This is a genomic window from Aeromonas sp. S9(2024) (genome assembly GCF_041403185.1).
GTDB lineage: Bacteria > Pseudomonadota > Gammaproteobacteria > Enterobacterales > Aeromonadaceae > Aeromonas > Aeromonas enteropelogenes.
The window spans coordinates 71,667-90,535 of the sequence record NZ_JBGLRE010000007.1; the positions used below are offsets into that span (position 1 = coordinate 71,667).

General features: G+C 60.8%; 21 protein-coding genes. 9 read left to right on the forward strand and 12 right to left on the reverse strand.

Annotated elements, in window-relative coordinates; genetic code table 11:
• The first annotated feature begins 236 nt into the window (after nucleotides 1-236).
• A complete protein-coding gene (locus ACB028_RS12780) occupies nucleotides 237-2,756 on the forward strand; it encodes a class I adenylate cyclase (RefSeq protein WP_268855538.1) in 2,520 nt (839 codons plus the stop codon).
• An 80-nt stretch (nucleotides 2,757-2,836) separates the two neighbouring features.
• Here the strand turns inward: ACB028_RS12780 and ACB028_RS12785 are convergent, their stop codons facing one another.
• Together ACB028_RS12785 and cyaY are read right to left on the reverse strand one after the other, a co-directional pair.
• On the reverse strand, nucleotides 2,837-3,490 hold the full coding sequence (locus tag ACB028_RS12785) for an alpha/beta hydrolase (RefSeq protein WP_061476635.1): 654 nt from the start codon (nucleotides 3,488-3,490) through the stop codon (nucleotides 2,837-2,839).
• Nucleotides 3,491-3,504: 14 nt separating this feature from the next.
• Entirely contained in the window at nucleotides 3,505-3,819 is a 315-nt protein-coding gene (cyaY, locus tag ACB028_RS12790; RefSeq protein WP_026457068.1) for an iron donor protein CyaY, read from the reverse strand.
• A 73-nt stretch (nucleotides 3,820-3,892) separates the two neighbouring features.
• Here cyaY and ACB028_RS12795 point away from each other — a divergent pair, with 73 nt between their 5' ends.
• From ACB028_RS12795 to ACB028_RS12820, 6 genes are all read left to right on the forward strand, one after another.
• On the forward strand, nucleotides 3,893-4,069 hold the full coding sequence (locus ACB028_RS12795) for a lipoprotein (protein ID WP_082791909.1): 177 nt from the start codon (nucleotides 3,893-3,895) through the stop codon (nucleotides 4,067-4,069).
• A gap of 20 nt (nucleotides 4,070-4,089) precedes the next feature.
• Nucleotides 4,090-5,340, forward strand: a complete 1,251-nt coding sequence (gene lysA / locus ACB028_RS12800) for a diaminopimelate decarboxylase (RefSeq protein ID WP_371144451.1) — start codon at nucleotides 4,090-4,092, stop codon at nucleotides 5,338-5,340.
• Between the two features lie 134 nt (nucleotides 5,341-5,474).
• Nucleotides 5,475-6,305 carry a diaminopimelate epimerase gene (gene dapF / locus ACB028_RS12805; RefSeq protein WP_371144452.1) on the forward strand — a complete coding sequence of 277 codons (831 nt, stop codon included), beginning with the start codon at nucleotides 5,475-5,477 and terminating at the stop codon, nucleotides 6,303-6,305.
• A 106-nt stretch (nucleotides 6,306-6,411) separates the two neighbouring features.
• On the forward strand, nucleotides 6,412-7,092 hold the full coding sequence (locus tag ACB028_RS12810) for a DUF484 family protein (RefSeq protein WP_042070902.1): 681 nt from the start codon (nucleotides 6,412-6,414) through the stop codon (nucleotides 7,090-7,092).
• Entirely contained in the window at nucleotides 7,085-8,041 is a 957-nt protein-coding gene (gene xerC, locus ACB028_RS12815) for a tyrosine recombinase XerC (RefSeq protein ID WP_371144453.1), read from the forward strand. The genes ACB028_RS12810 and xerC overlap by 8 nt, the downstream gene beginning before the upstream one ends.
• A 77-nt stretch (nucleotides 8,042-8,118) precedes the next feature.
• Complete coding sequence (locus ACB028_RS12820; protein WP_371144454.1) at nucleotides 8,119-8,829, forward strand: HAD-IA family hydrolase; 711 nt, start codon at nucleotides 8,119-8,121, stop codon at nucleotides 8,827-8,829.
• A gap of 59 nt (nucleotides 8,830-8,888) precedes the next feature.
• Here ACB028_RS12820 and ACB028_RS12825 read toward each other — a convergent pair whose 3' ends face one another.
• A complete protein-coding gene (locus tag ACB028_RS12825) occupies nucleotides 8,889-10,415 on the reverse strand; it encodes a mechanosensitive ion channel domain-containing protein (protein ID WP_371144455.1) in 1,527 nt (508 codons plus the stop codon).
• 99 nt (nucleotides 10,416-10,514) lie between these two features.
• Here ACB028_RS12825 and ACB028_RS12830 point away from each other — a divergent pair, with 99 nt between their 5' ends.
• Nucleotides 10,515-10,943, forward strand: a complete 429-nt coding sequence (locus ACB028_RS12830) for a hypothetical protein (RefSeq protein WP_124239987.1) — start codon at nucleotides 10,515-10,517, stop codon at nucleotides 10,941-10,943.
• A gap of 6 nt (nucleotides 10,944-10,949) precedes the next feature.
• Here ACB028_RS12830 and ACB028_RS12835 read toward each other — a convergent pair whose 3' ends face one another.
• Both ACB028_RS12835 and yjgA read right to left on the reverse strand, forming a co-directional pair.
• Nucleotides 10,950-11,729, reverse strand: coding sequence for a gamma-glutamyl-gamma-aminobutyrate hydrolase family protein (locus ACB028_RS12835; RefSeq protein ID WP_124239988.1), 780 nt, complete (start codon nucleotides 11,727-11,729; stop codon nucleotides 10,950-10,952).
• A gap of 386 nt (nucleotides 11,730-12,115) precedes the next feature.
• On the reverse strand, nucleotides 12,116-12,640 hold the full coding sequence (gene yjgA / locus ACB028_RS12840; RefSeq protein ID WP_026456364.1) for a ribosome biogenesis factor YjgA: 525 nt from the start codon (nucleotides 12,638-12,640) through the stop codon (nucleotides 12,116-12,118).
• Nucleotides 12,641-12,753: 113 nt separating this feature from the next.
• On the opposite strand from yjgA, the gene pmbA reads away from it, so the two are divergent.
• The gene (pmbA, locus tag ACB028_RS12845; protein ID WP_342010678.1) at nucleotides 12,754-14,097 is read left to right on the forward strand and encodes a metalloprotease PmbA; all 1,344 of its coding nucleotides are present in this window, start codon (nucleotides 12,754-12,756) and stop codon (nucleotides 14,095-14,097) included.
• A gap of 94 nt (nucleotides 14,098-14,191) precedes the next feature.
• Here the strand turns inward: pmbA and murA are convergent, their stop codons facing one another.
• Genes murA through mlaF form a run of 7 tightly spaced genes read right to left on the reverse strand, consistent with a single transcriptional unit; the run spans nucleotide 14,192 to nucleotide 18,713 of the window.
• Nucleotides 14,192-15,448, reverse strand: a complete 1,257-nt coding sequence (murA, locus tag ACB028_RS12850) for a UDP-N-acetylglucosamine 1-carboxyvinyltransferase (protein ID WP_371144456.1) — start codon at nucleotides 15,446-15,448, stop codon at nucleotides 14,192-14,194.
• 18 nt (nucleotides 15,449-15,466) lie between these two features.
• Nucleotides 15,467-15,724, reverse strand: a complete 258-nt coding sequence (gene ibaG / locus ACB028_RS12855) for a BolA family iron metabolism protein IbaG (RefSeq protein ID WP_026456362.1) — start codon at nucleotides 15,722-15,724, stop codon at nucleotides 15,467-15,469.
• The gene (locus ACB028_RS12860) at nucleotides 15,724-15,996 is read right to left on the reverse strand and encodes a lipid asymmetry maintenance protein MlaB (RefSeq protein ID WP_026456361.1); all 273 of its coding nucleotides are present in this window, start codon (nucleotides 15,994-15,996) and stop codon (nucleotides 15,724-15,726) included. Before ACB028_RS12860 ends, ibaG begins: the two co-directional genes overlap by 1 nt.
• Nucleotides 15,993-16,625 carry a phospholipid-binding protein MlaC gene (gene mlaC / locus ACB028_RS12865; protein WP_026456360.1) on the reverse strand — a complete coding sequence of 211 codons (633 nt, stop codon included), beginning with the start codon at nucleotides 16,623-16,625 and terminating at the stop codon, nucleotides 15,993-15,995. The genes ACB028_RS12860 and mlaC overlap by 4 nt, the downstream gene beginning before the upstream one ends.
• Before the next feature lie 9 nt (nucleotides 16,626-16,634).
• Nucleotides 16,635-17,126: an outer membrane lipid asymmetry maintenance protein MlaD gene (gene mlaD / locus ACB028_RS12870; protein ID WP_026456359.1), complete on the reverse strand. Its 492-nt coding sequence runs from the start codon at nucleotides 17,124-17,126 to the stop codon at nucleotides 16,635-16,637.
• 7 nt (nucleotides 17,127-17,133) lie between these two features.
• Nucleotides 17,134-17,913, reverse strand: a complete 780-nt coding sequence (mlaE, locus tag ACB028_RS12875; RefSeq protein ID WP_371144457.1) for a lipid asymmetry maintenance ABC transporter permease subunit MlaE — start codon at nucleotides 17,911-17,913, stop codon at nucleotides 17,134-17,136.
• Nucleotides 17,913-18,713 (reverse strand): phospholipid ABC transporter ATP-binding protein MlaF, encoded by an 801-nt coding sequence (gene mlaF / locus ACB028_RS12880; RefSeq protein ID WP_371144458.1) that lies wholly within the window; start codon nucleotides 18,711-18,713, stop codon nucleotides 17,913-17,915. Before mlaF ends, mlaE begins: the two co-directional genes overlap by 1 nt.
• Nucleotides 18,714-18,869: the final 156 nt, after the last annotated feature.

The following is an 18,869-nucleotide window of genomic DNA, read 5'->3' on the forward strand; positions in this document are numbered from 1 at the left end:
AAGCTCAAAAAGGACCGCTGAAAATGATTTTCATTAAGTTGGTTGTGCATTCTAAATATTTGAATATTAATTAATTTATTGTTTTCTCCTGATACTGTTTAGCGACATCTAATAAATAATCCCGGGATTACATGCGGGCTTGTTTACCACTGCTGTTTGCATTGTTAACATGATCACACTTTTTTGACGTCTCCCCATTTTGGTGCGTCATTTCCCATCTCGATATAGGCAGGTCATTGCTGGCAAAACTCGATACGCTGGTGGCGCGTTATGACGAACTCAATCGTCTCAAGACGCAACGGGCGTTAGGTCTCATGAGTCGCTACGGACAGCAGGTCTTCCAGCTGTTACCCGTCATGCTGCACTTCAATCACCCCCTGCTGCCCGGTTATGTGGCGGGTGATGTGCCCCATGGCATCTGGAGTTTTACTGCCAACGAGGCCCAGCAAGCCTTCATCCAGGATCTCTGCCAAAACGCCAATTGCCAGAATGGCCTCGCCACCCATGACAAGTCGATCCAGGGGCTCTATTCCATGGGTAGTACCTCGTCCATCGGCCAGTGTTGTCACTCGGACCTCGATATCTGGGTCTGCCATGTGGCCGGTCTGTCGAGTGAGCGACTCGCTCTGCTGGAGCTCAAGTGTCAGCACCTGTCGAAATGGGCGGAGCAGCGGGGGGTCGATCTCAACTTCTTCCTGATCCCCGAAGACAAGTTCCGCCAGCGCAACGATGCCCAGGTGCAGGGGGAGAGCTGCGGCAGTGCCCAGCACCTGCTGCTGCTCGACGAGTTCTATCGCAGTGCCATGATGATCGCGGGCAAGCGGTTGCTCTGGTATCTGGTGCCTGCCGAATACGACGATCACTACGACGAGTACGTCAACGGTCTGTTTGAAAGCGGTCAGCTCAATCAGGATGACTGGCTCGATTTGGGCAGTTTCAATCGGATTCCGGCCGAAGAGTACTTCGGCTCGGCCCTGTGGCAGCTCTACAAGGGGATCGATTCCCCCTACAAGGCGGTGCTCAAGTCGGTACTGATGGAGGCCTACTCCCACGAGTATCCCAATACCCGTTTGTTGTCGGTGATCGGTCGCGACTGGTTCCAGCACAACGAGGGGATGCACTACCGGCTCGACAACTACTGCCTGATGCTGGACAAGGTGACCAACTACCTCAAGTCCATCGGCGACATGACCCGGCTCGATCTGGTGCGCCGTTGCTTCTACCTCAAGGTGTGCGATGGCCTCAGCCATCCCAAGGATGAGCATTCGCCGGACTGGCGCCGCGAGCAGATGAACCAGCTGGTGGCCTACTGGGGTTGGAGCCACGAGAAGCTGTATCAGCTGGACCATCGTCATGAGTGGAAGGTCGAAGAGGTCAAGATAGCCCATGCCGAGTTGCTGGAAGCCCTGATGCTGAGCTACCGCAACCTGATCCAGTTCGCCCGGCGCAACAACATCAGCGAGTCGATCAACCCGGAAGACATCGGCATACTGTCGCGCAAGCTCTATGCCGCGTTCGAGAGCCTGCCGGGCAAGGTGCAGCGGGTGAACCTCAAGATAGCGCCGGATCTCAGCGAGCAGGATCTCAGCTTCGTGCAGGTGCCCCACGGCCGCCTCAATCGCGCCGGCTGGTATCTCTACAAGCATTCGCTGGAGCCGGTGGACATCATCGGGCGGGCGCCGCTTGAGTTCAACAGCTACATCAGCAAGCTGGTGGCCTGGGCCTATTTCAACGATCTGCTGACGCCGCAATCCCGGGTGCACCTGTTCAATCAGGGTTCGGATCTGCACATCGACAATCTGCACCAGTTCTGTCGCGACCTGTCCGGCTGCTTCCCCGAGAAGTATCCGCTCGCCACTAACCTAGCCCTCAGTCGCCCCTGCGAGATCCGCCAGCTCTCCATCTTCCTGAACCTGGAGGTGGATCCCTCCAGTCACTGGGTGGGACAGGTGATCGAGTTCGACGCCAATACGGTGGATGTCTTCTCCTTTGGCCGCAATCAGGAGTGTCTGGTGGGCTCGGTGGATCTGGTCTATCGCAACTCCTGGAGCGAGATCCGTACCCTGCATTTCCAGGGCGACGAGGCCGTGGTGGACGCTCTCACCACTATCCTCGGCAAGATGCACCAAGATGCCGCCGCCCCCGAGATGATCGAGGTGTTCTGCTACAGCCAGCATTTCCGCTCCCTTGTTCGCTCCCGCTTCCAGAGTCTGGTGGCGGAGTGCATCGAACTGCGCCTCGCCCGCGACAAGCAGCAACTGGTCAAGACCATGGCGCTGGGCAAGGAGAAGTACGGCATCTTCTTCGAGCGGCGCGGGGTGTCGGTCAAGAAGCTGGAAAACGCCATCGACTTCTACCGCCACATCTCCCACAACAAGCTGGATCACCTGCCGCTGCGGCTCGACAAGACCCACAGCCAGCATCTGCCAAGCATTGTCGATGCCTATGCCAGCGAAGGGTTGGTACAATTTTTCTTCGATACCCGGGATGCGGGCACCAACATCTACATCCTGGATGAGGCGAACCGGGTGGAGGTGTACCAGCACTTTGCCGGCAACAAGGATGAGCTGGTGACCGGGGTCAACCGTTTCTATACCTCCAGCCACGAGCGCTTCAGCGACGATGGCCAGTTCATCAACTTCAACCTGCCCCAGTATTACGAGATAGTGCAGCAGGGTGGCGAGCTTGCTGTGATCCCCTATCGCAGCCAGGGAACGGGAAGGGAACAGACCCCGCCAACCCGGGATGTGGGTTGATATGGGCGAGTGTCCCATCGCACGACACCAATAAAAACGGCCTGCTGATGCAGGCCGTTTTTATTGGGCGTGTCTCGCCATCAGGCGCCGAGACGGGCCAGCAGCCAGTACCGGGTGTCATCGAGCTGCGGTCGGCAGATCTCGTGGCGCATGGGGTACTCGTGCCACTCGGGGGAGAGCCCCGCCGCCTCCAGCCGGTTCTTGGCATCCCAACCCAGCGACAGGCTCACCACATCGTCGTAGATGCCGTGCATGTAGCAAATCGGCAAGGTACGAGCGGCCTCGCTCATCTCGCCGGCCAGTGCATCGGGCACCGCCAGATAGGTGGACATGCAGAGCAAGCCCGCCAGCGTCGCCGGATAACGCAAGGCGGTGAAGGAGGCGATCACCCCGCCCTGGGAGAAGCCGGCCAGCACGATCCGCTCGGGAGCAAACCCCTCGGCCACCAGCCGATCCAGCAGGGCCGTGATCTGGGCGGCAGACTCGCGTACATGAGACTCCACGGCCCGCTCGGCCGGATCCTCGAAGCTCCTGATGTCATACCAGCCGCGCATCTTGTACCCCATGTTGATGGTGATGGGGCGTTCGGGCGCATCGGGCAGCAGGTGACGTACCGGCAGATCGGCGGGCAGATCCAGGGCGTCCACCAGCGGGGCGAGCCCGGCGCCGGAATCCCCCAGACCATGCAGCCAGATCACCGCATGACGGGCCCCCTCGGGGTGGAGATCGATCATGGCAGGTTGCGCCATCATGGGAACTGGACGGGTTCGCCTGCCTGGGCGCTGCAGGCCTGGCTCAGCAGGGCCTTGAGCTCGTGACCGAAGCGGTTGTCGATCCAGGTTTCACCTTGCAGCTCGAAGTGGAAGCCGTTCTCGCGGGTGGCCACCCAGATCTGGTGCAGCGGCTCCTGCTTGTTGATGATGACCTTGGTCTTGTTCTCGAACGACAGGGTCAAGACGCCCCCGTTGCGTTCGCAGTCGATATCCGGATACCCCTCGTCGAGTGTGTCTTCCACATACTGGAAAAAGGCGTCGGTCAGGGCGTGATACTCGTGATCCTTCATCGGTTTATCCTGTTGCTTTTAACAATGTGAGTGCGATTATAGAGGGCCAAAAATTTTTTCGCAGCGAACCATTATGATTACCCAGTTCACCAAGTGTCTGCTTGCCACTCTTCTCTCTCTCGGGTTGGCCGCCTGCGGTCTGAAAGGGCCGCTCTACATGCCGCCCCCCGAGCAGCCCCAGAGCCAGAGTACACCGCAAACGGCACCGCCTGCGACCTCAGAGGCTGCCACCGAGGCCGCACCGCACTAAATTCAGGAAGGAACCGCCCCTTGGATCACTTTAACTACGACGCCGACGGCCAGCTTCAGGCCGAACAAACCTCGCTGCAACACCTTGCCGAGCAGTACGGCACACCGCTTTACGTATACTCCCGCGCGACCCTCGAGCGTCACTGGCACGCCTTCGACAAGGCGGCCGGCGATATTCCCCACCTGATCTGTTATGCGGTCAAGGCCAACTCCAACCTGGCGCTGCTCAACCTGCTGGCCCGCCTGGGCTCAGGGTTTGACATCGTCTCCGGCGGCGAGTTGTCGCGGGTGCTGGCGGCGGGGGGCGATCCGGCCAAGGTGGTCTTCTCCGGGGTGGCCAAGAGCGAAGCCGAGATGCGCCTCGCGCTGGATAAAGAGATCCTCTGTTTTAATCTGGAATCGGAAGCCGAGCTGGAGCGTCTGAACCGGGTGGCGGGCAGCATGGGCAAGAAGGCCCGGGTGTCGGTGCGGGTCAATCCGGATATCGATGCCGGCACTCATCCCTATATCTCCACCGGCCTCAAGCAGAACAAGTTCGGCATTCCTATCGAACAGGCCCCCGCCATCTACCGCAAGGCGGCGGCCATGGCCAACATCGAGATCGTCGGGGTGGATTGCCATATCGGCTCGCAACTCACTGAATTGAATCCCTTTATGGAGGCTGCGGACAAGCTGCTGCGGCTGATCGATGGTCTGGCGGCGGAAGGTATTCATATCCACCATCTGGATGTGGGTGGCGGCCTTGGGGTCAACTATGGCGCCGAGCAGCCACCTCATCCCACCGAGTATGCCGAGGCGCTCAAGCAGAAGCTGGCGGGTCGCGACCTGACCCTGCTGTTCGAGCCGGGCCGTGCCATCGTGGCCAATGCCGGCGTGCTGCTGACCCGGGTCGAGTACCTCAAGCCGGGGGAGACCCGCAACTTTGCCCTGATCGATGCAGGCATGAATGACATGCTGCGTCCGTCCCTCTACGGCGCCTGGATGAACATCATCGAGGTGGATAGCCGCGCCGGCCATGCCCCCGCGCTGTACGACGTGGTGGGCCCGGTGTGCGAGACCGGCGACTTTCTCGGCAAGGAGCGCACCCTGGCGATCGCCGAGGGTTCCCTGCTGGCGGTGCGTTCGGCCGGTGCCTATGGCTTTACCATGTCATCCAACTACAACACCCGTCCCCGTGCGGCCGAGGTGCTGGTGGATGGCACCCAATCGTTCCTCATCAGGGAGCGTGAACAGTTGGCCGATCTCTGGCGTGGTGAGCACCTGGTGCCCTGACGCCGAGCCCTGAACAGGAGAGCGCGATCCTGATCGCGCTCTTCGGGATGCCGGGGCTTTGGATAACGACTTCACTGTGTTTGTCGAGCTTGGGTTCGGTGAGCATTTACGCCCTAACGGCACAGGAATGCACGATGTTGATAGATTTTTCCAAGATGCATGGCTTGGGTAACGACTTCATGGTGGTGGACGGCGTCACCCAGAAGGTGTTTTTCAGCAATGACGTCATCAAGAAGCTGGCGGATCGCCACTTCGGGATCGGCTTTGACCAGTTGCTGCTGGTGGAGCCACCCTATGACCCTGAACTCGACTTTCACTATCGCATCTTCAATGCCGATGGCAGCGAGGTGGAGCAGTGCGGCAATGGCGCCCGCTGTTTTGCCCGTTTCGTGCGTCTCAAGGGGTTGATCAACCGGGATCGCATCGCGGTGAGCACGGCCCGTGGCCGCATCGTGCTGCAACTGGAGGGGGAGAACCAGGTCACGGTCAACATGGGGGTCCCCCAGTTCGAGCCGGGCAAGATCCCGTTTCGCGCCCAAAAGGCGGAGAAGACTTATCTGCTGCGGGCACAGGAACACACAGTGATGTGCGGCGCCGTCTCCATGGGTAACCCCCACTGCGTCATCGAGGTGCCCTCTGTGGCCGATGCGCCGGTGATGACCCTGGGAGCCATCATGGAGCGGCATGAACGCTTCCCGGAGCGGGTCAACGTCGGCTTCATGGAGATGGTCGACGCCACCGAGATCAAGCTTCGGGTATTCGAGCGTGGCGTGGGGGAGACCCTCGCCTGCGGCACCGGCGCCTGTGCGGCGGCGGTGATTGGCATGAGCCAGGGCAAGCTCAAGGAGAGGGTCACCGTTACCCTGCCGGGGGGCAAGCTGACCATCGCCTGGAAGGGGCCGGGTCAGCCTGTCTATATGACGGGGCCAGCCGAGCATGTGTTTGACGGTCAGATAGAGGTGTAGGCAGTTGCCAGTTTTTGGCAGATGCGGTTGGGATGTGGGGGCTATGTCCTCCTTTGCCCATGATATCGGGGCCAGAGGCCCTGTTTTGCAATGGATCGAACAATTTATGAGTGAACTCAAACGGCAGGAGCCACTGGTGGACGAAGCCTGTGTGCTGGAGTACCTGGCCCGTTACCCCGAGTTTTTCCAACGTCACGCCACCGTGCTGGACCGGATCCGCATTCCCCACGAGCGCAAGGGCTCGGTTTCGCTGGTGGAACGCCAGCTTGACCGGCAGCGCGAGCGGATCGAGCAATTGGAGCAGGAGATCACCGAACTGATGGGGATCGCCAGCGAAAATGAGCGGATCTTCCGGATTTATGCCGATCTGTATGGCGACCTCTATGGTTGTCAGACCCTGTTTGAAATGAGCGCCGTGATGGGCAAGACATTCGTGCAGCGCCTGCGCCTGACCGGGTTGCGCCTCTGGCTCAATCCCAAGAAGTTCCTCCTGAGCGGCCCGGAGGCACGTTTTCTGGCCGAGGGCAAACAGCTGGAGCAACTGCTGGGTCAGCGCCTGCCGGGGCAGGATTACTACTTCGGCCGTTTGAGCCAGAGCGAGAAACAGACGCTGTTTGGCCACGACGTGCTGGTCAACTCGGTGGCCCTGATGCGGATCGGCGATCTCGGCGTGCTGGCCTTCGCCAGCTCGGATCCCAGCCACTTCACTCCCCATAACGATACCCTGCTGCTGGGCCAGCTGGGCCGCCTGTTGCAGCTGCGGCTGCCCGAGCTGGCGCATGGCTAAGGGGCCTGTTTCCGCCAGCGAGCCACTGCCTCCCGCGCTGGCGGAGGAGCTGGCGGCCTTTATCGAATACCTGAGGGTCGAGCGCCAGCTCAGCCCTCACACCCGAAGCAACTATCAGGCCCATCTGGAGGCCATGACGGCCGAGCTGGTGAAACTGGGGCTTGATGACTGGTGTCGGCTTGAGGCCAGCCAGGTGCGCAGCCTGGTGACCCGGATGCACAAGGCTGGTCTTGCGCCCCGATCACTTGCCACCAAGGTCTCCGCCCTGCGCAGCTTCTGCGACTGGCAGGTGCGCCAGGGACGACTCGTCGCCAACCCGGCTCGCGGCATAGTGACCCCCAAGCAGGGAAGGCCGCTGCCCAAGAACCTGGACGTGGACGAGATGTATCAGCTGCTCAACATCACTGACGAGCAGGATCCACTGGCGGTGCGGGATCGCGCCATCATGGAGCTGATGTACTCCTCCGGCCTGCGCCTTGCCGAGCTGGTGGGGCTCAATCTGGCGGATGTGAAGCTTGACGAGCGCCAGCTCAGGGTGACCGGCAAGGGATCGCGGGAGCGGGTACTGCCCATGGGGCGGATGGCGGTGGAGTGGCTGCACAAATGGCTCAAGATACGTCCCATGCTGGCTGGCGACGAGGCCGAGGCGCTGTTCGTCTCCAAGCGCAAGCAGCGACTGTCGGCCCGCTCGGTGCAGGAGCGGCTCGATGGTTGGGGTAACAAGCAGGCGCTCAATGCCCATGTCCATCCCCACAAACTGCGTCACAGCTTCGCCACCCACATGCTGGAGTCATCCGGCGATCTGCGGGCGGTGCAGGAGCTGCTGGGGCACGCCGATCTCTCCACCACCCAGATCTATACCCACCTCGACTTCCAGCATCTGGCCAAGGTCTATGACAGTGCCCATCCCAGGGCCAAACGTGGATCCGGGTCAGGGGATGATGAATGACGTGTTGCCGGGCGCCTCTTGCCGTCTGGCCAGCCGGCAGGGCGTGAGTCCACACCGGCCCTGATTGAGGAGTGTGCATGCATTTTTATCGCCGCTGGCAGCCGGTTGCTGCCATCTCGTTCGATCTCGACGATACCCTCTATGACAACGGTCCCGCCATCGAGCGGGCCGAACAGTGGATGCTGGCTCACTTGCGCAGTGAATACTTGGCCACCGCCATGCTTGACCAAGAGCGCTGGCAGGCACTCAAGCGCGAGGTGCTGCTCGCATCTCCCGAGCTGCGCCACGACGTCAGCCTGACCCGTGAACACTGCATTCGTGAAGCTATGATGGCGGGGGGAATGGCGGAATCTCAAGCCTCAGAAGAGGCTGCCCGGGTCTTTGCCGCTTTTCTTGCCGAGCGCTCGCGGATCGAGGTGAGCACATCGACCCACGCCCTGCTGGCCCGTCTGGCGGAGCGTTATCCGTTGGCTGTCATCACCAATGGCAATCTGGACCTGGCGCAGGCCGGGCTGGCCGATTACTTCACCCTGGTCTGCAAGGCCGGGGAGGGCGCGAGGATGAAGCCGGCGCCGGACATGTTCAGGCTGGTACAGGAGAGCCTCGGTCTTGCTCCCGAGCAGATACTGCACGTCGGGGATCATCCGGAAACCGATGTGCTGGGGGCGCGCCTGCACGGTTTTCGCGCCGCCTGGCTCAACGAGCGACAGCTGCCCTGGCGGCAGTTGAAGCTATTGCCGGATGTGGAGCTGGCGACCCTGGATGAGCTGGGCGAGCTGCTGCTCTGATGCGGATCACGAGCCCCGCCATATGCGGGGCTCGCTTTAAAAAGAGGACCGGTGTGCGGCTAGCGGCCCCTGAACAGGGTCATCAGCTTGTCCAGCAGGTCGCGCGGCGGGGTCAGCTGTTTCATTGACTCTGCCTCCCGTGCCAGCAAGGCCTGCTGCTCTTGCTGGCGGTCGCTCAACACCTGGTAGAGCGGCTCGACCAGGGATTCGCGCTGCAGCACCAGTGCCTGGAACATGGCCTGATTGATGCGGTAGGTTTCGACGGCCCCCTGGGCGCGCACGGTAAAAGAGCTGGGCTCGCCGGTGAGCATGCTCAGCTCGCCGAAGAAGTCCCCCGCCTGCAGGGCGCCGAGCCGCAGCTCCCGTCCTTCCAGATTGACCAGCATCTCGGCCTCGCCCCGTACCAGCACGAACAGCCAGCCCGAGACCTCCCCCTGCTCCAGCATGATGTCGCCGCTGACGAAGGGGGCGAACTTCACCTGATCCGCCAGCTGGATCAGCTCCTCCTCCTGCAGCATGGCAAACAGCGGCAGCTTGCGCAGGGTGGCGGTGCGTTCGGCGGTATGCCGCTTGTGGCGCGCATCCTGATGCTGTTTCTCCTTGCTCATGAAGACGTTAAAGATGGGGGGCGTGAGGCGGCGATCGTTGCGGCGCAGGGCTGCATCGACCAGGCTGCGCACCATGGAGTCGGTCGGATCGTCACGCGCCAGATCGGTCAGCCAGTAGCGCACTGCATAGCGGGCTATTCCCCCTTCCACGTTCATCAGCAGGCAGTCGGGGGGCGGTGATTTGGCGACGCAGGGCAGCTTGGTTTCCCTTAATGCCTTCTCGATCAGTGCAATGATCTGGGTCGGCAGGGTATCCAGGGTGAGATCGAACCAGACCCAGCGCCGTAGTTGCAGGGGCTGGCCGCGCCGACGCCCGAGCACGGTAAAGCGCTGCTTGAGCAGATGACTGTTGGGGATCACCACGGTTTCCCAGTTGCGGGTCTCTATGGTGGTGGCGCGCCAGTTGATCTCCACCACCCGGCCCTGGATGGTGTCCACTTGCAACCAGTCACCGATGGCGATGGAGTTGTCGAGCTGAATCGAGACGCCGGCCAGCAGGTTGCCCAATGTGTCCTGCATGGCAAAGGCGATGACGGCGGTGATCACCGCCGAGGTGGTGACTATCTCTCCCAGCGCCATGCCGGAGGCATAGAGCCTGAACAGCCCCCAGCCGATGTAGCCGATGGTGATGACGATGTCGGCAATGATGCGCGGGATCTTCACATGGCAGAGGGGGAGCAGCAGCTCGAACAGCAGGATCCCCCAGAGTTTGACCAGCACCAGACCTGCCAGCAAGGTGGAGATCTCGATCAGCCAGTGGCGTGGCAGTGGCAGGCGAAACCAGCCTCCCTCCACCTGGATCAGCAGTATGATGACCAGGCTGATGATCACGAACCCGAGTTCGGAGAGTTTCTCTCGCCGTTGCCCCGGGTTGCGCCAGAAGTGGATCAGCAGGAGTGACAGGGTGAGCAGGATCCAGAACGGGTGTTCCAGGATCCAGATCAGGGTCGGCAGCATGATGAGATTATCGCCAGACATAACAGCCCCTTGTGACTATTTACATCCAGCATAGTTGGAGTTGTGAGGGTAAATGGTGCAGCGGCGGGGCAATTTATTTATGCTGTGCCGAACAAGTCAATGGAGTGCAATCTTGTGCAATTATCAAAGAAAATCATCTGCTTGATGGCGGCATGGCCATTGGCGGGTTGTGATTTGCTGGTGGACAGATACAGGGTCGAGTTCAGGGACGGTTCCTGGCGCGAGATCGCCATCACGCCCTTTTCCAACGAGGTTCACTGGCGTGAAGGGTGCGCCACCGGCGAGGTGTTGAGCGACATGGCGCTGCCGCTCAAACGGGGGGACGTCGTCAATGGCCGGGAGCAGTTGCTGATAGGCGGCGAGCGGTTCGAGCTCGACGACAACAAGCTGTATCGCAGCAACGGCATGGTATTTGGCCACTCCCCGGACTATATCCAGCGCGGGCTTAAGGGGCTGGATAGCTGCCGCGAAATGCGCCTTCAGCGGGGCGCGCTGCCCAAGCTCAAGGCGCGTGGTTTCGACGAGTAACTTTCCTTAGGCCGCGAGGCGGGCGCTGCGTTGGCGGCAGGCATCGCCGAAGGCCTGGAATATCTTGATGGAGTGGGGGTTTTCGCTGGCCTTCCACTCCGGATGCCACTGCACCGCCAACAGGAAGGGGGAAATGGTCGGGGCGTGGATTGCCTCTATCAACCCGTCTTCCGCGTGAGCCAGCGGCTCCAGACCTTCACCCAGCCGGTCGATCCCCTGCCCATGGAGCGAGTTGACCGGGATGCTTTCCTCCCCCATCAGTTGGGCAAACCAGCTGCCTGGCACCAGATTGATGGGGTGGCTCTCGCCATACTGCTCATCGACCGGATCGTCGGCATCTTCCCGGTGATCGTCGTAGCCAGGCTCGCAGTACACCTTCTGATGAATATTCCCCCCCAGTGCCACGTTGATCTCCTGCATGCCGCGGCAGATCCCGAGGATCGGCAGCCCCCGCCGGAGCGCGGCCTTGATCAGCGGCAGATCGAACAGGTCGCGCTCCCGATCCTGCTGCTTCTCCGGGGTGAGGTTCTCCTGACCGTAGAGCGCCGGATCTATGTTGGAGCCAGCCCCGCTCAGGTAGATCCCGTCGGCCAGATCCAGATACTGCTCCAGATCGGCGGTGCCGCAGCAGGTGGGTACCAGCAGCGGGACGCAACCGCTGATCTCCACCAGCGGGGCAATGTATTTGTGGGTCATGACCTGATAGGCATGACCGTTGCGGGGCTGGGCGCCCATGGTCATCAGTACGACAGGTTTGCGATTGGTAAAGGTTGTAGGATTGGGCATAGGGCACCTTGGCTATCCTTGGCGGTGAAGTCTCGTCCTGTGCCTTGGGCAAGCCCTTGCAACTCCATGTTTGGCAAAGGCATGCCGAAGGCATGATCTCGCAATCCCGTGTTGCATGGGGTCAGCATCGTCGATCGGAGCGGACAGCAACAGCCGGGATCTTCTTTCCAGTCTGCCAATGCCGTTCAATATGTCAAACAAAATGATGCAATATTGTTAACGAAATAAAAATGGTATCGCTTGAGTGCCCCTTTTTATGGGCGTTTAGTGTGTATGGGTAGCCTACCCAGTAGAATCCGTGGTGGATATATTAAACGAAGAGAAGAAGGGGGGATGTTAAGGGGCAATGACAAACACGCCTCCGCAGGGGAGGCGTGTTGCGGGGATCACAGCAGATCTTCGATCTCGCCGCGCAGATACTGGTAAATCTCGCGGAAGGCAACCGGCGGTTTGTTCAGCTCCCGCTCCTTGTTGGCGTTGCGGATCAGCTGGCGCAGTTTCTGGCGGTCCAGCTCGTGGAACTGGGCCATCAGTTCGTTGAGGGCGCTGTCCCCTTCGCTGATCAGCCGTTCCCGCCACTGCTCCAGACGATGCAGGCGAGCATTCACGGTGGAGTGGCGATTCTTGATGATGGAGAGCGCTTCGGCGATGGGCTCCACATCCCGGCTGCGCATCAGGCGGCCGATGAACTGCAGATGGCGGCGGAAGGATTCATCCTTCTTCGGCTTGAGTTTGCGGCCCAGCTCGACAGCCTCGGCCAGCTCTTCATCCAGCGGGATCTTTTCCAGTTCGCTGTGACTGAGAGAGACGATCTCCTCACCCATCTTCTGCAAGGCCTCGGCATCGCGCTTGAGCTGACTCTTGCTGGGGCCCCAGTCTTCCCACTCGTTGTCGTCTTGATAGTGACTCATCGGTCTCTTGATTCCTGTCTTTCACGTTTGGCGGATATGTTACCAGCTTCTCCCGCTGGGCGCAGGGGTCTGATATGCTTAGCCCCTTTCCTTCCTTCATACAGATGTGAGTTATGGATCAGCAAGACCAAATCCGCCAGGATCAAGCCCATCTCGAGGCCGTGGTTGCCGAGGCCCTAGAGATAGCCAAAGGACTGGGCGCCTCGCTGGCCGAAGTCTCCATCAGCAAGCAGACCGGGCTGTCGGTGAACACCCGGGGCTGTGAACTGGAAAGCATCGAATTCAACAAGGATGGTGCGCTCGGCATCGCCGTCTATCGCGACGGTTGCAAGGGATCCTCGTCCACCACGGACCTGAGCAAGCCGGCCATCCGCGCCGCCGTCGAGGCGGCGATGGAAATTGCCCGTCACACCTCCCCCGACGACTGTGCCGGCCTGGCGCCTGCCGAACTGCTGGCCTGGGATGCCCCGGATCTGCAGCTGTGCCATCCGGTGGCCCTCGATCCCCAGCATGGCATCGAACTGGCCATCGAGTGCGAGCGGCTGGCGCTGGGGCGCGATGCGCGCATCAAGCACTCCGATGGCGCTGGCTTCTCCAGCCACCTCGGCATCAAGGTCTATGGCAACAGTCACGGCTTCGTCAAAGGCTATGCGGCGTCGCGCAACTCCCTGAGCTGCGTGCTGATCGGCGAGCAGGATGGTGACATGCAGCGGGATTACGGCTACTCCTCCAGCCGTACCCTCGAGGGGCTGTGGAGCCCGCAGCGCATCGCCGACGAGGCGGTGGAGCGCACCGTCTCCCGTCTCGGCGCCCGCAAGATCGCCACTCGCCATGCTCCCGTGCTGTTTCATCCCGATACGGCGGCCGGTCTCTGGGGTCATCTGGTGATGGCTATCAGCGGTGGCAATCTTTACCGCAAGTCGAGCTTCCTGCTCGATAAACTGGGCAAGCAGATCCTGCCCGATTGGCTCACCATCCAGGAGTTCCCCCACCTGTTGGGCGGCCTGGCCAGTACCCCTTTTGACGGGGAAGGGGTGCTGACCCGCGACATGGATATAGTGCGTAACGGCGAGCTGATGAGCTGGTTGCTCACCTCCTACTCCGCCCGCAAGCTGGGGCTCACCACCACCGGCCACGCCGGCGGCATCCACAACTGGCAGGTGTCCAATACCGGTCAGGATTTCCAGGGCATGCTCAAGGAGATGGGTACCGGCCTGCTGGTGACCGAGCTGATGGGGCAGGGGGTCAACATCGTCAATGGTGACTACTCCCGCGGCGCCGCCGGTTTCTGGGTTGAAAATGGCGAAATCGCCTACCCGGTCGAGGAGATCACCATCGCCGGCAATCTGGCTGAGATGTTCAGCCATATAGTGGCGGTGGGTTGCGACGAGGATGAGCGCTCCAGCCTCAAGACCGGCTCAGTGCTGGTCGAGAACATGAAGCTGGCGGGGCATTAATCCTCCGCCCGTTTGGCCCAATCTGCCGGCATGAAAAAGGCCCCCACGCCAACGCGAGGGGGCCTTTTTGTCAGCCGGTGATCAGGGGCGGCAGTCAGCCCTTGATGCGCTCGATGCAACCGCCCAGGCCTTGCAGCTTATGCTCGATGTCTTCGTAGCCACGGTCGATGTGGTAGATGCGATCGACAATGGTGGCCCCTTCGGCCACGAAGCCGGCCAGCACCAGGCTGGCGGAGGCGCGCAGATCGGTGGCCATCACCTGGGCACCCTTGAGCTGCTGGGCGTCGCGGCAGATGGCGACGTTGCCCTGCAGTTCGATGTCGGCACCCATCCGTACCAGCTCAGGCACGTGCATGAAGCGGTTCTCGAAGATGGTCTCGGTGACCATGCCTGTACCTTTGGCTACCGCGTTCAGCACGGTGAACTGGGCCTGCATGTCGGTCGGGAACGCAGGGTAGGGGGCAGTCTTGATGGTGACCGGCTTGAGGGTGCGACCGGTCATGTCCAGGGTGATCCAGTCTTCACCCTTCTCAATCAGGGCGCCGGCCTCTTCCAGCTTGACCAGTACTGCTTCCAGCAGGGTCGGGTCTGTCTTGCGGCAGGTGATCTTGCCGCCGGTCACGGCTGCGCCCACCAGGAAGGTTCCGGTCTCGATGCGGTCAGGCTGCACGCTGTAGCTGCCACCGTGCAGACGCTCGACGCCATCGATGACCAGAGTGTCGGTGCCCGCCCCCTGGATCTTGGCGCCCAGGGTATTGAGGAAGTTGGCGAGATCGACCACTTCCGGCTCGCGCGCGGCGTTTTCGATCACGGTGCGACCGTCAGCCAGGGTGGCGGCCATCATCAGGTTCTCGGTACCGGTGACGGAAACCATGTCCATCAGGATGTGAGCACCTTTCAGACGACCGTCGACGCGGGCCTTGATGTAGCCATCTTCGATGGCGATCTTGGCACCCATCAGCTCCAGGCCATGTACATGCAGGTTGACCGGGCGGGCACCGATGGCGCAGCCACCGGGCAGGGAGACGTCGGCCGCGCCGTAGCGGGCAGCCAGCGGGCCCAGCGCCAGGATGGAGGCGCGCATGGTTTTGACCAGCTCGTACGGGGCCACGTGGTTGTTCACGGCACCGGCCAGCACGGTGACGTTGCCGTTCACCTTGGTGGTCGCGCCCAGCATCTCCAGCAGCTTGATGGTGGTGCCCACGTCTTTGAGGCGCGGCACGTTGGAGAGCTGAACCTCTTCGTCGCACAGCAGGGTGGCGAACAGGATCGGCAGGGCGGCGTTTTTGGCGCCGGAAATGGTCACTTCACCGGAGAGGGTGCAGGGGCCGGTGATCTTGAATTTGTCCATGGTTACTTCGTTACCAAATCAGGAGGGCAATAGGAATTTACGTTCGCGCTTCCACTCGGCTTCGGTAAAGGCCTTGATGGAGAGGGCGTGAATGGCGTTGCTGGCGATCTTGTCCATCAGCGGGGCATAGATGGCCTGCTGTTTCTTGACTCGGCTCATACCGTCAAACATGTCGCCGACGGCAATCACCTGGTAGTGGCTGCCATCCCCTTTGACATGGACTTCGGACAATGGCAGAGCCTCAAGGAGTATCGCTTCAATTTCAGAGACTTGCATTATGCGTCCTCAGTTGTGAGCGGGGTTGATTGAAACAGACTGGCCACCCCGTAGAGGTTGGCCAGGGTATAGAAATCAGTGGAGGCGCCCACCAGTTGCGGTGTGGCGCCTCGTGCCAGGGCGGCTTTGGCCCATTTGACCAGCAGAGCCAGGCCGGCGGAGTCCAGGGTGGTGACCTGGCTCAGCTCCAGCTTGTCATCCTGCCACCAGTCGGCGCGGCGTTGCCACAGGTCATTGACCTGTGGCGCCTGCAGCTCGCCCCTGAAGATCATGACTTGATCACCAGCGGCTTGGCGTTGTGCTCACGCAGCTGGGCGATCACTGCATCGATGCCGTCCTGGCGAATGAGGCCACCGAGCTCGCTCTGTTTGGCGGAGAGCAGGCTGATCCCCTCGGCGACCATGTCGAAGGCTTTCCATTCGCCGGTCTTGTTGTTCTTGCGCAGCTTGAACTCGAGGAAGATATCCGGCTTGCCGGCCTCTTTCACGCTGACGTTGACGGCAGTGATGTTGCCGTTGGGGGCCTTGCCCGGCTCGACTTTGACGGTCTGCTTGTCGAAGTGGGCCAGGGCATCGGCGTAGGAGCTCACCATGTACTCGGTGAAGACCTCGACGAAGGCATCGCGCTGGGCCGGGGTGGTCTGCTTGATTTGGTTGCCAAGCACCTTGTAGGCGGCGAAGCGGTTGTCTACGTAGGGCAGCAGCTCCTCGCGGATGATGACGCGCAGGTGGTCAGGGTTGCTTTTGATCTGTGCCTGATCGGCCTTCAGACGAGCAAAGGTCTGCTTGGCGGCCATGTCGACCAGCGCATTGGGATCGGTGGCGTCCACCGCGGCCTGGGCGGACAGGGAAAAGAGCATGCTGGTCATCAGGCCCAGCAGCAGGGCGATCTTCTTGAACATGGTTACTCCTTACTTGCTGTCTGATTTGCTATCGGAGGATTGGCTGTAGAGGAACTTGCCAATCAGATCTTCCAGCACGATGGCGGATTTGGTGTCTTCAATCATGTCACCATCCTTGAGCATGCCGGTGCCCATATCCTCATCGGTGAAGCCCGGGGTCAGACCTATGTACTGCTCGCCGAGCAGGCCGGAGGTGAGGATGGAGAGAGAGCTGGTTTCGGAAAACTCACCTGCACTCTTTTGCATCTGCAGGGTGATTTCGGGAACCTGGGTTTGCGGGTCGAGTGTAATGTCGCTCACCCGACCGACCACCACGCCACCGACCTTGACCGGAGAGCGTACTTTCAGGCCGCCGATATTATCGAAATGCGCGTGCAGGGTATAGGTTTCTCCCTCCGGTTTGAAGCTCAAACCGGCCACTTGCAGAGCCAGTGCCAGAATGGCACCGATGCCAGCCAGCATGAAGAGGCCGACCAGGAATTCTACTTTGCTGAACTTCATCTTTACCTTATCCAAACATGACTGCGGTGAGTATAAAATCCAGACCGAGCACGGCCAGGGATGAGTGAACCACGGTGCGGGTCGTGGCCTGGCTGATCCCGGCCGAGGTCGGCTTGGCATCATAACCGTTGAAAAGGGCAATCCAGGTGACCACAAGGGCGAAGATCAGGCTCTTGATGGCACCTTGCATGATGTCATCCTGCCAGTCGACGGAGGCCTGCATGGCGGACCAGAAGCCCCCTTCATCCACTCCCAGCCAGTCCACGCCGACCAGCTTGCCACCAAAGATGCCGATCAGGCTGAACATGAAGGCCAGCAGCGGCATGCTGATGACCCCGGCCCAGAAGCGGGGCGCCACCACCCGGCGCAGGGGGTCTACCGCCATCATCTCAAGGCTGGAGAGTTGTTCGGTGGCCTTCATCAGGCCGATTTCCGCGGTCAGGGCGGAGCCCGCGCGGCCGGCAAACAGCAGGGCGGTCACCACAGGACCCAGTTCCCGCAGCAGGGAGAGGGAGACCAGAGGGCCCAGGCTCTGCTCGGCGCCAAAGTCTTTCAGCACGTTGTAACCCTGCAAGGAGAGCACCATGCCGATGAACAGACCCGACACCAGAATGATGGCTACCGACTGCACCCCGACCACATAGAGTTGCTGCACCAGCAGCGGGAAGTGCTTGCGCGGCTCGGGTTTGCCCGCCAGCGCATGGAACAGCATGATGGTCGCCCGGCCGATGGCGGTAATGAAACGTACGCCGTGTCGTCCCAGCTTGCTTATTTGGCTTGTCAACATCAGAGATCCTGTAGCAGGTCGCCTGCCGGAAAATGAAACGGAACAGGACCATCGGGCAATCCTTTCAGGAACTGCTCGACTTCGGGGTTGTGCTCCTCGCGCAGTTGCGCCGGCGTACCGTGGGCCACTACTTGGCGGTTGGCAATGATGTAGGCGTAATCGGCGATGCCGAGCACCTCCTTCACATCGTGGGTGACGATGACGGAGGTGATGCCGAGGGCATTGTTCAACTCCTTGATCAGCTTCACCAGTACCGCCATGGTGATGGGATCCTGACCGACGAAGGGTTCGTCATACATGATGAGGTCGGGGTCGAGCGCGATGGCCCGTGCCAGCGCCGCGCGCCGTGCCATGCCGCCGGAGAGCTCGGATGGCATCAGCTTCGCCGCCCCGCGCAGCCCCACGGCCTGCAGCTTCATCATGACGATGGTGTGGATCAGATCTTCCGGCAGGCCTGAGTGCTCCCGCAGCGGGAAGGCCACGTTGTCGTAGACCGTCATGCCGGTGAACAGGGCGCCGCTCTGGAACAACATGCTCATCCGCTTGCGCACCTCGTAGAGGCGCGAACGGGAGAGGCTGGGGATATCTTCCCCGTCAAACAGGATGTGACCGGACTCGGGCTTGAGCTGGCCACCGATCAGCCGCAGCAAGGTGGTCTTGCCGATGCCGCTCGGGCCCATGACGGCGGTGACCTGGCCACGGGGAATGGTCAGGTTGATCCCGTCATACAACAGCCTATCTCCGTGACTGAAGGTCAGGTCGGAGATGGTGATCAGGTCATTGTTCAAACAATTGTCCATCCGGTGCAAATGAGGAGCGAATTTTATGGGCTAGTCTAGGTCTAAGCAACATCAAGGAACAACTATTGAACAGGCTGGCAGCCCGCTTGTACGCCAAATTTGTGTAACAAAGTGCGTCATCCTGCCGGGGATCCACCATCCGATTCGCTTATCCGG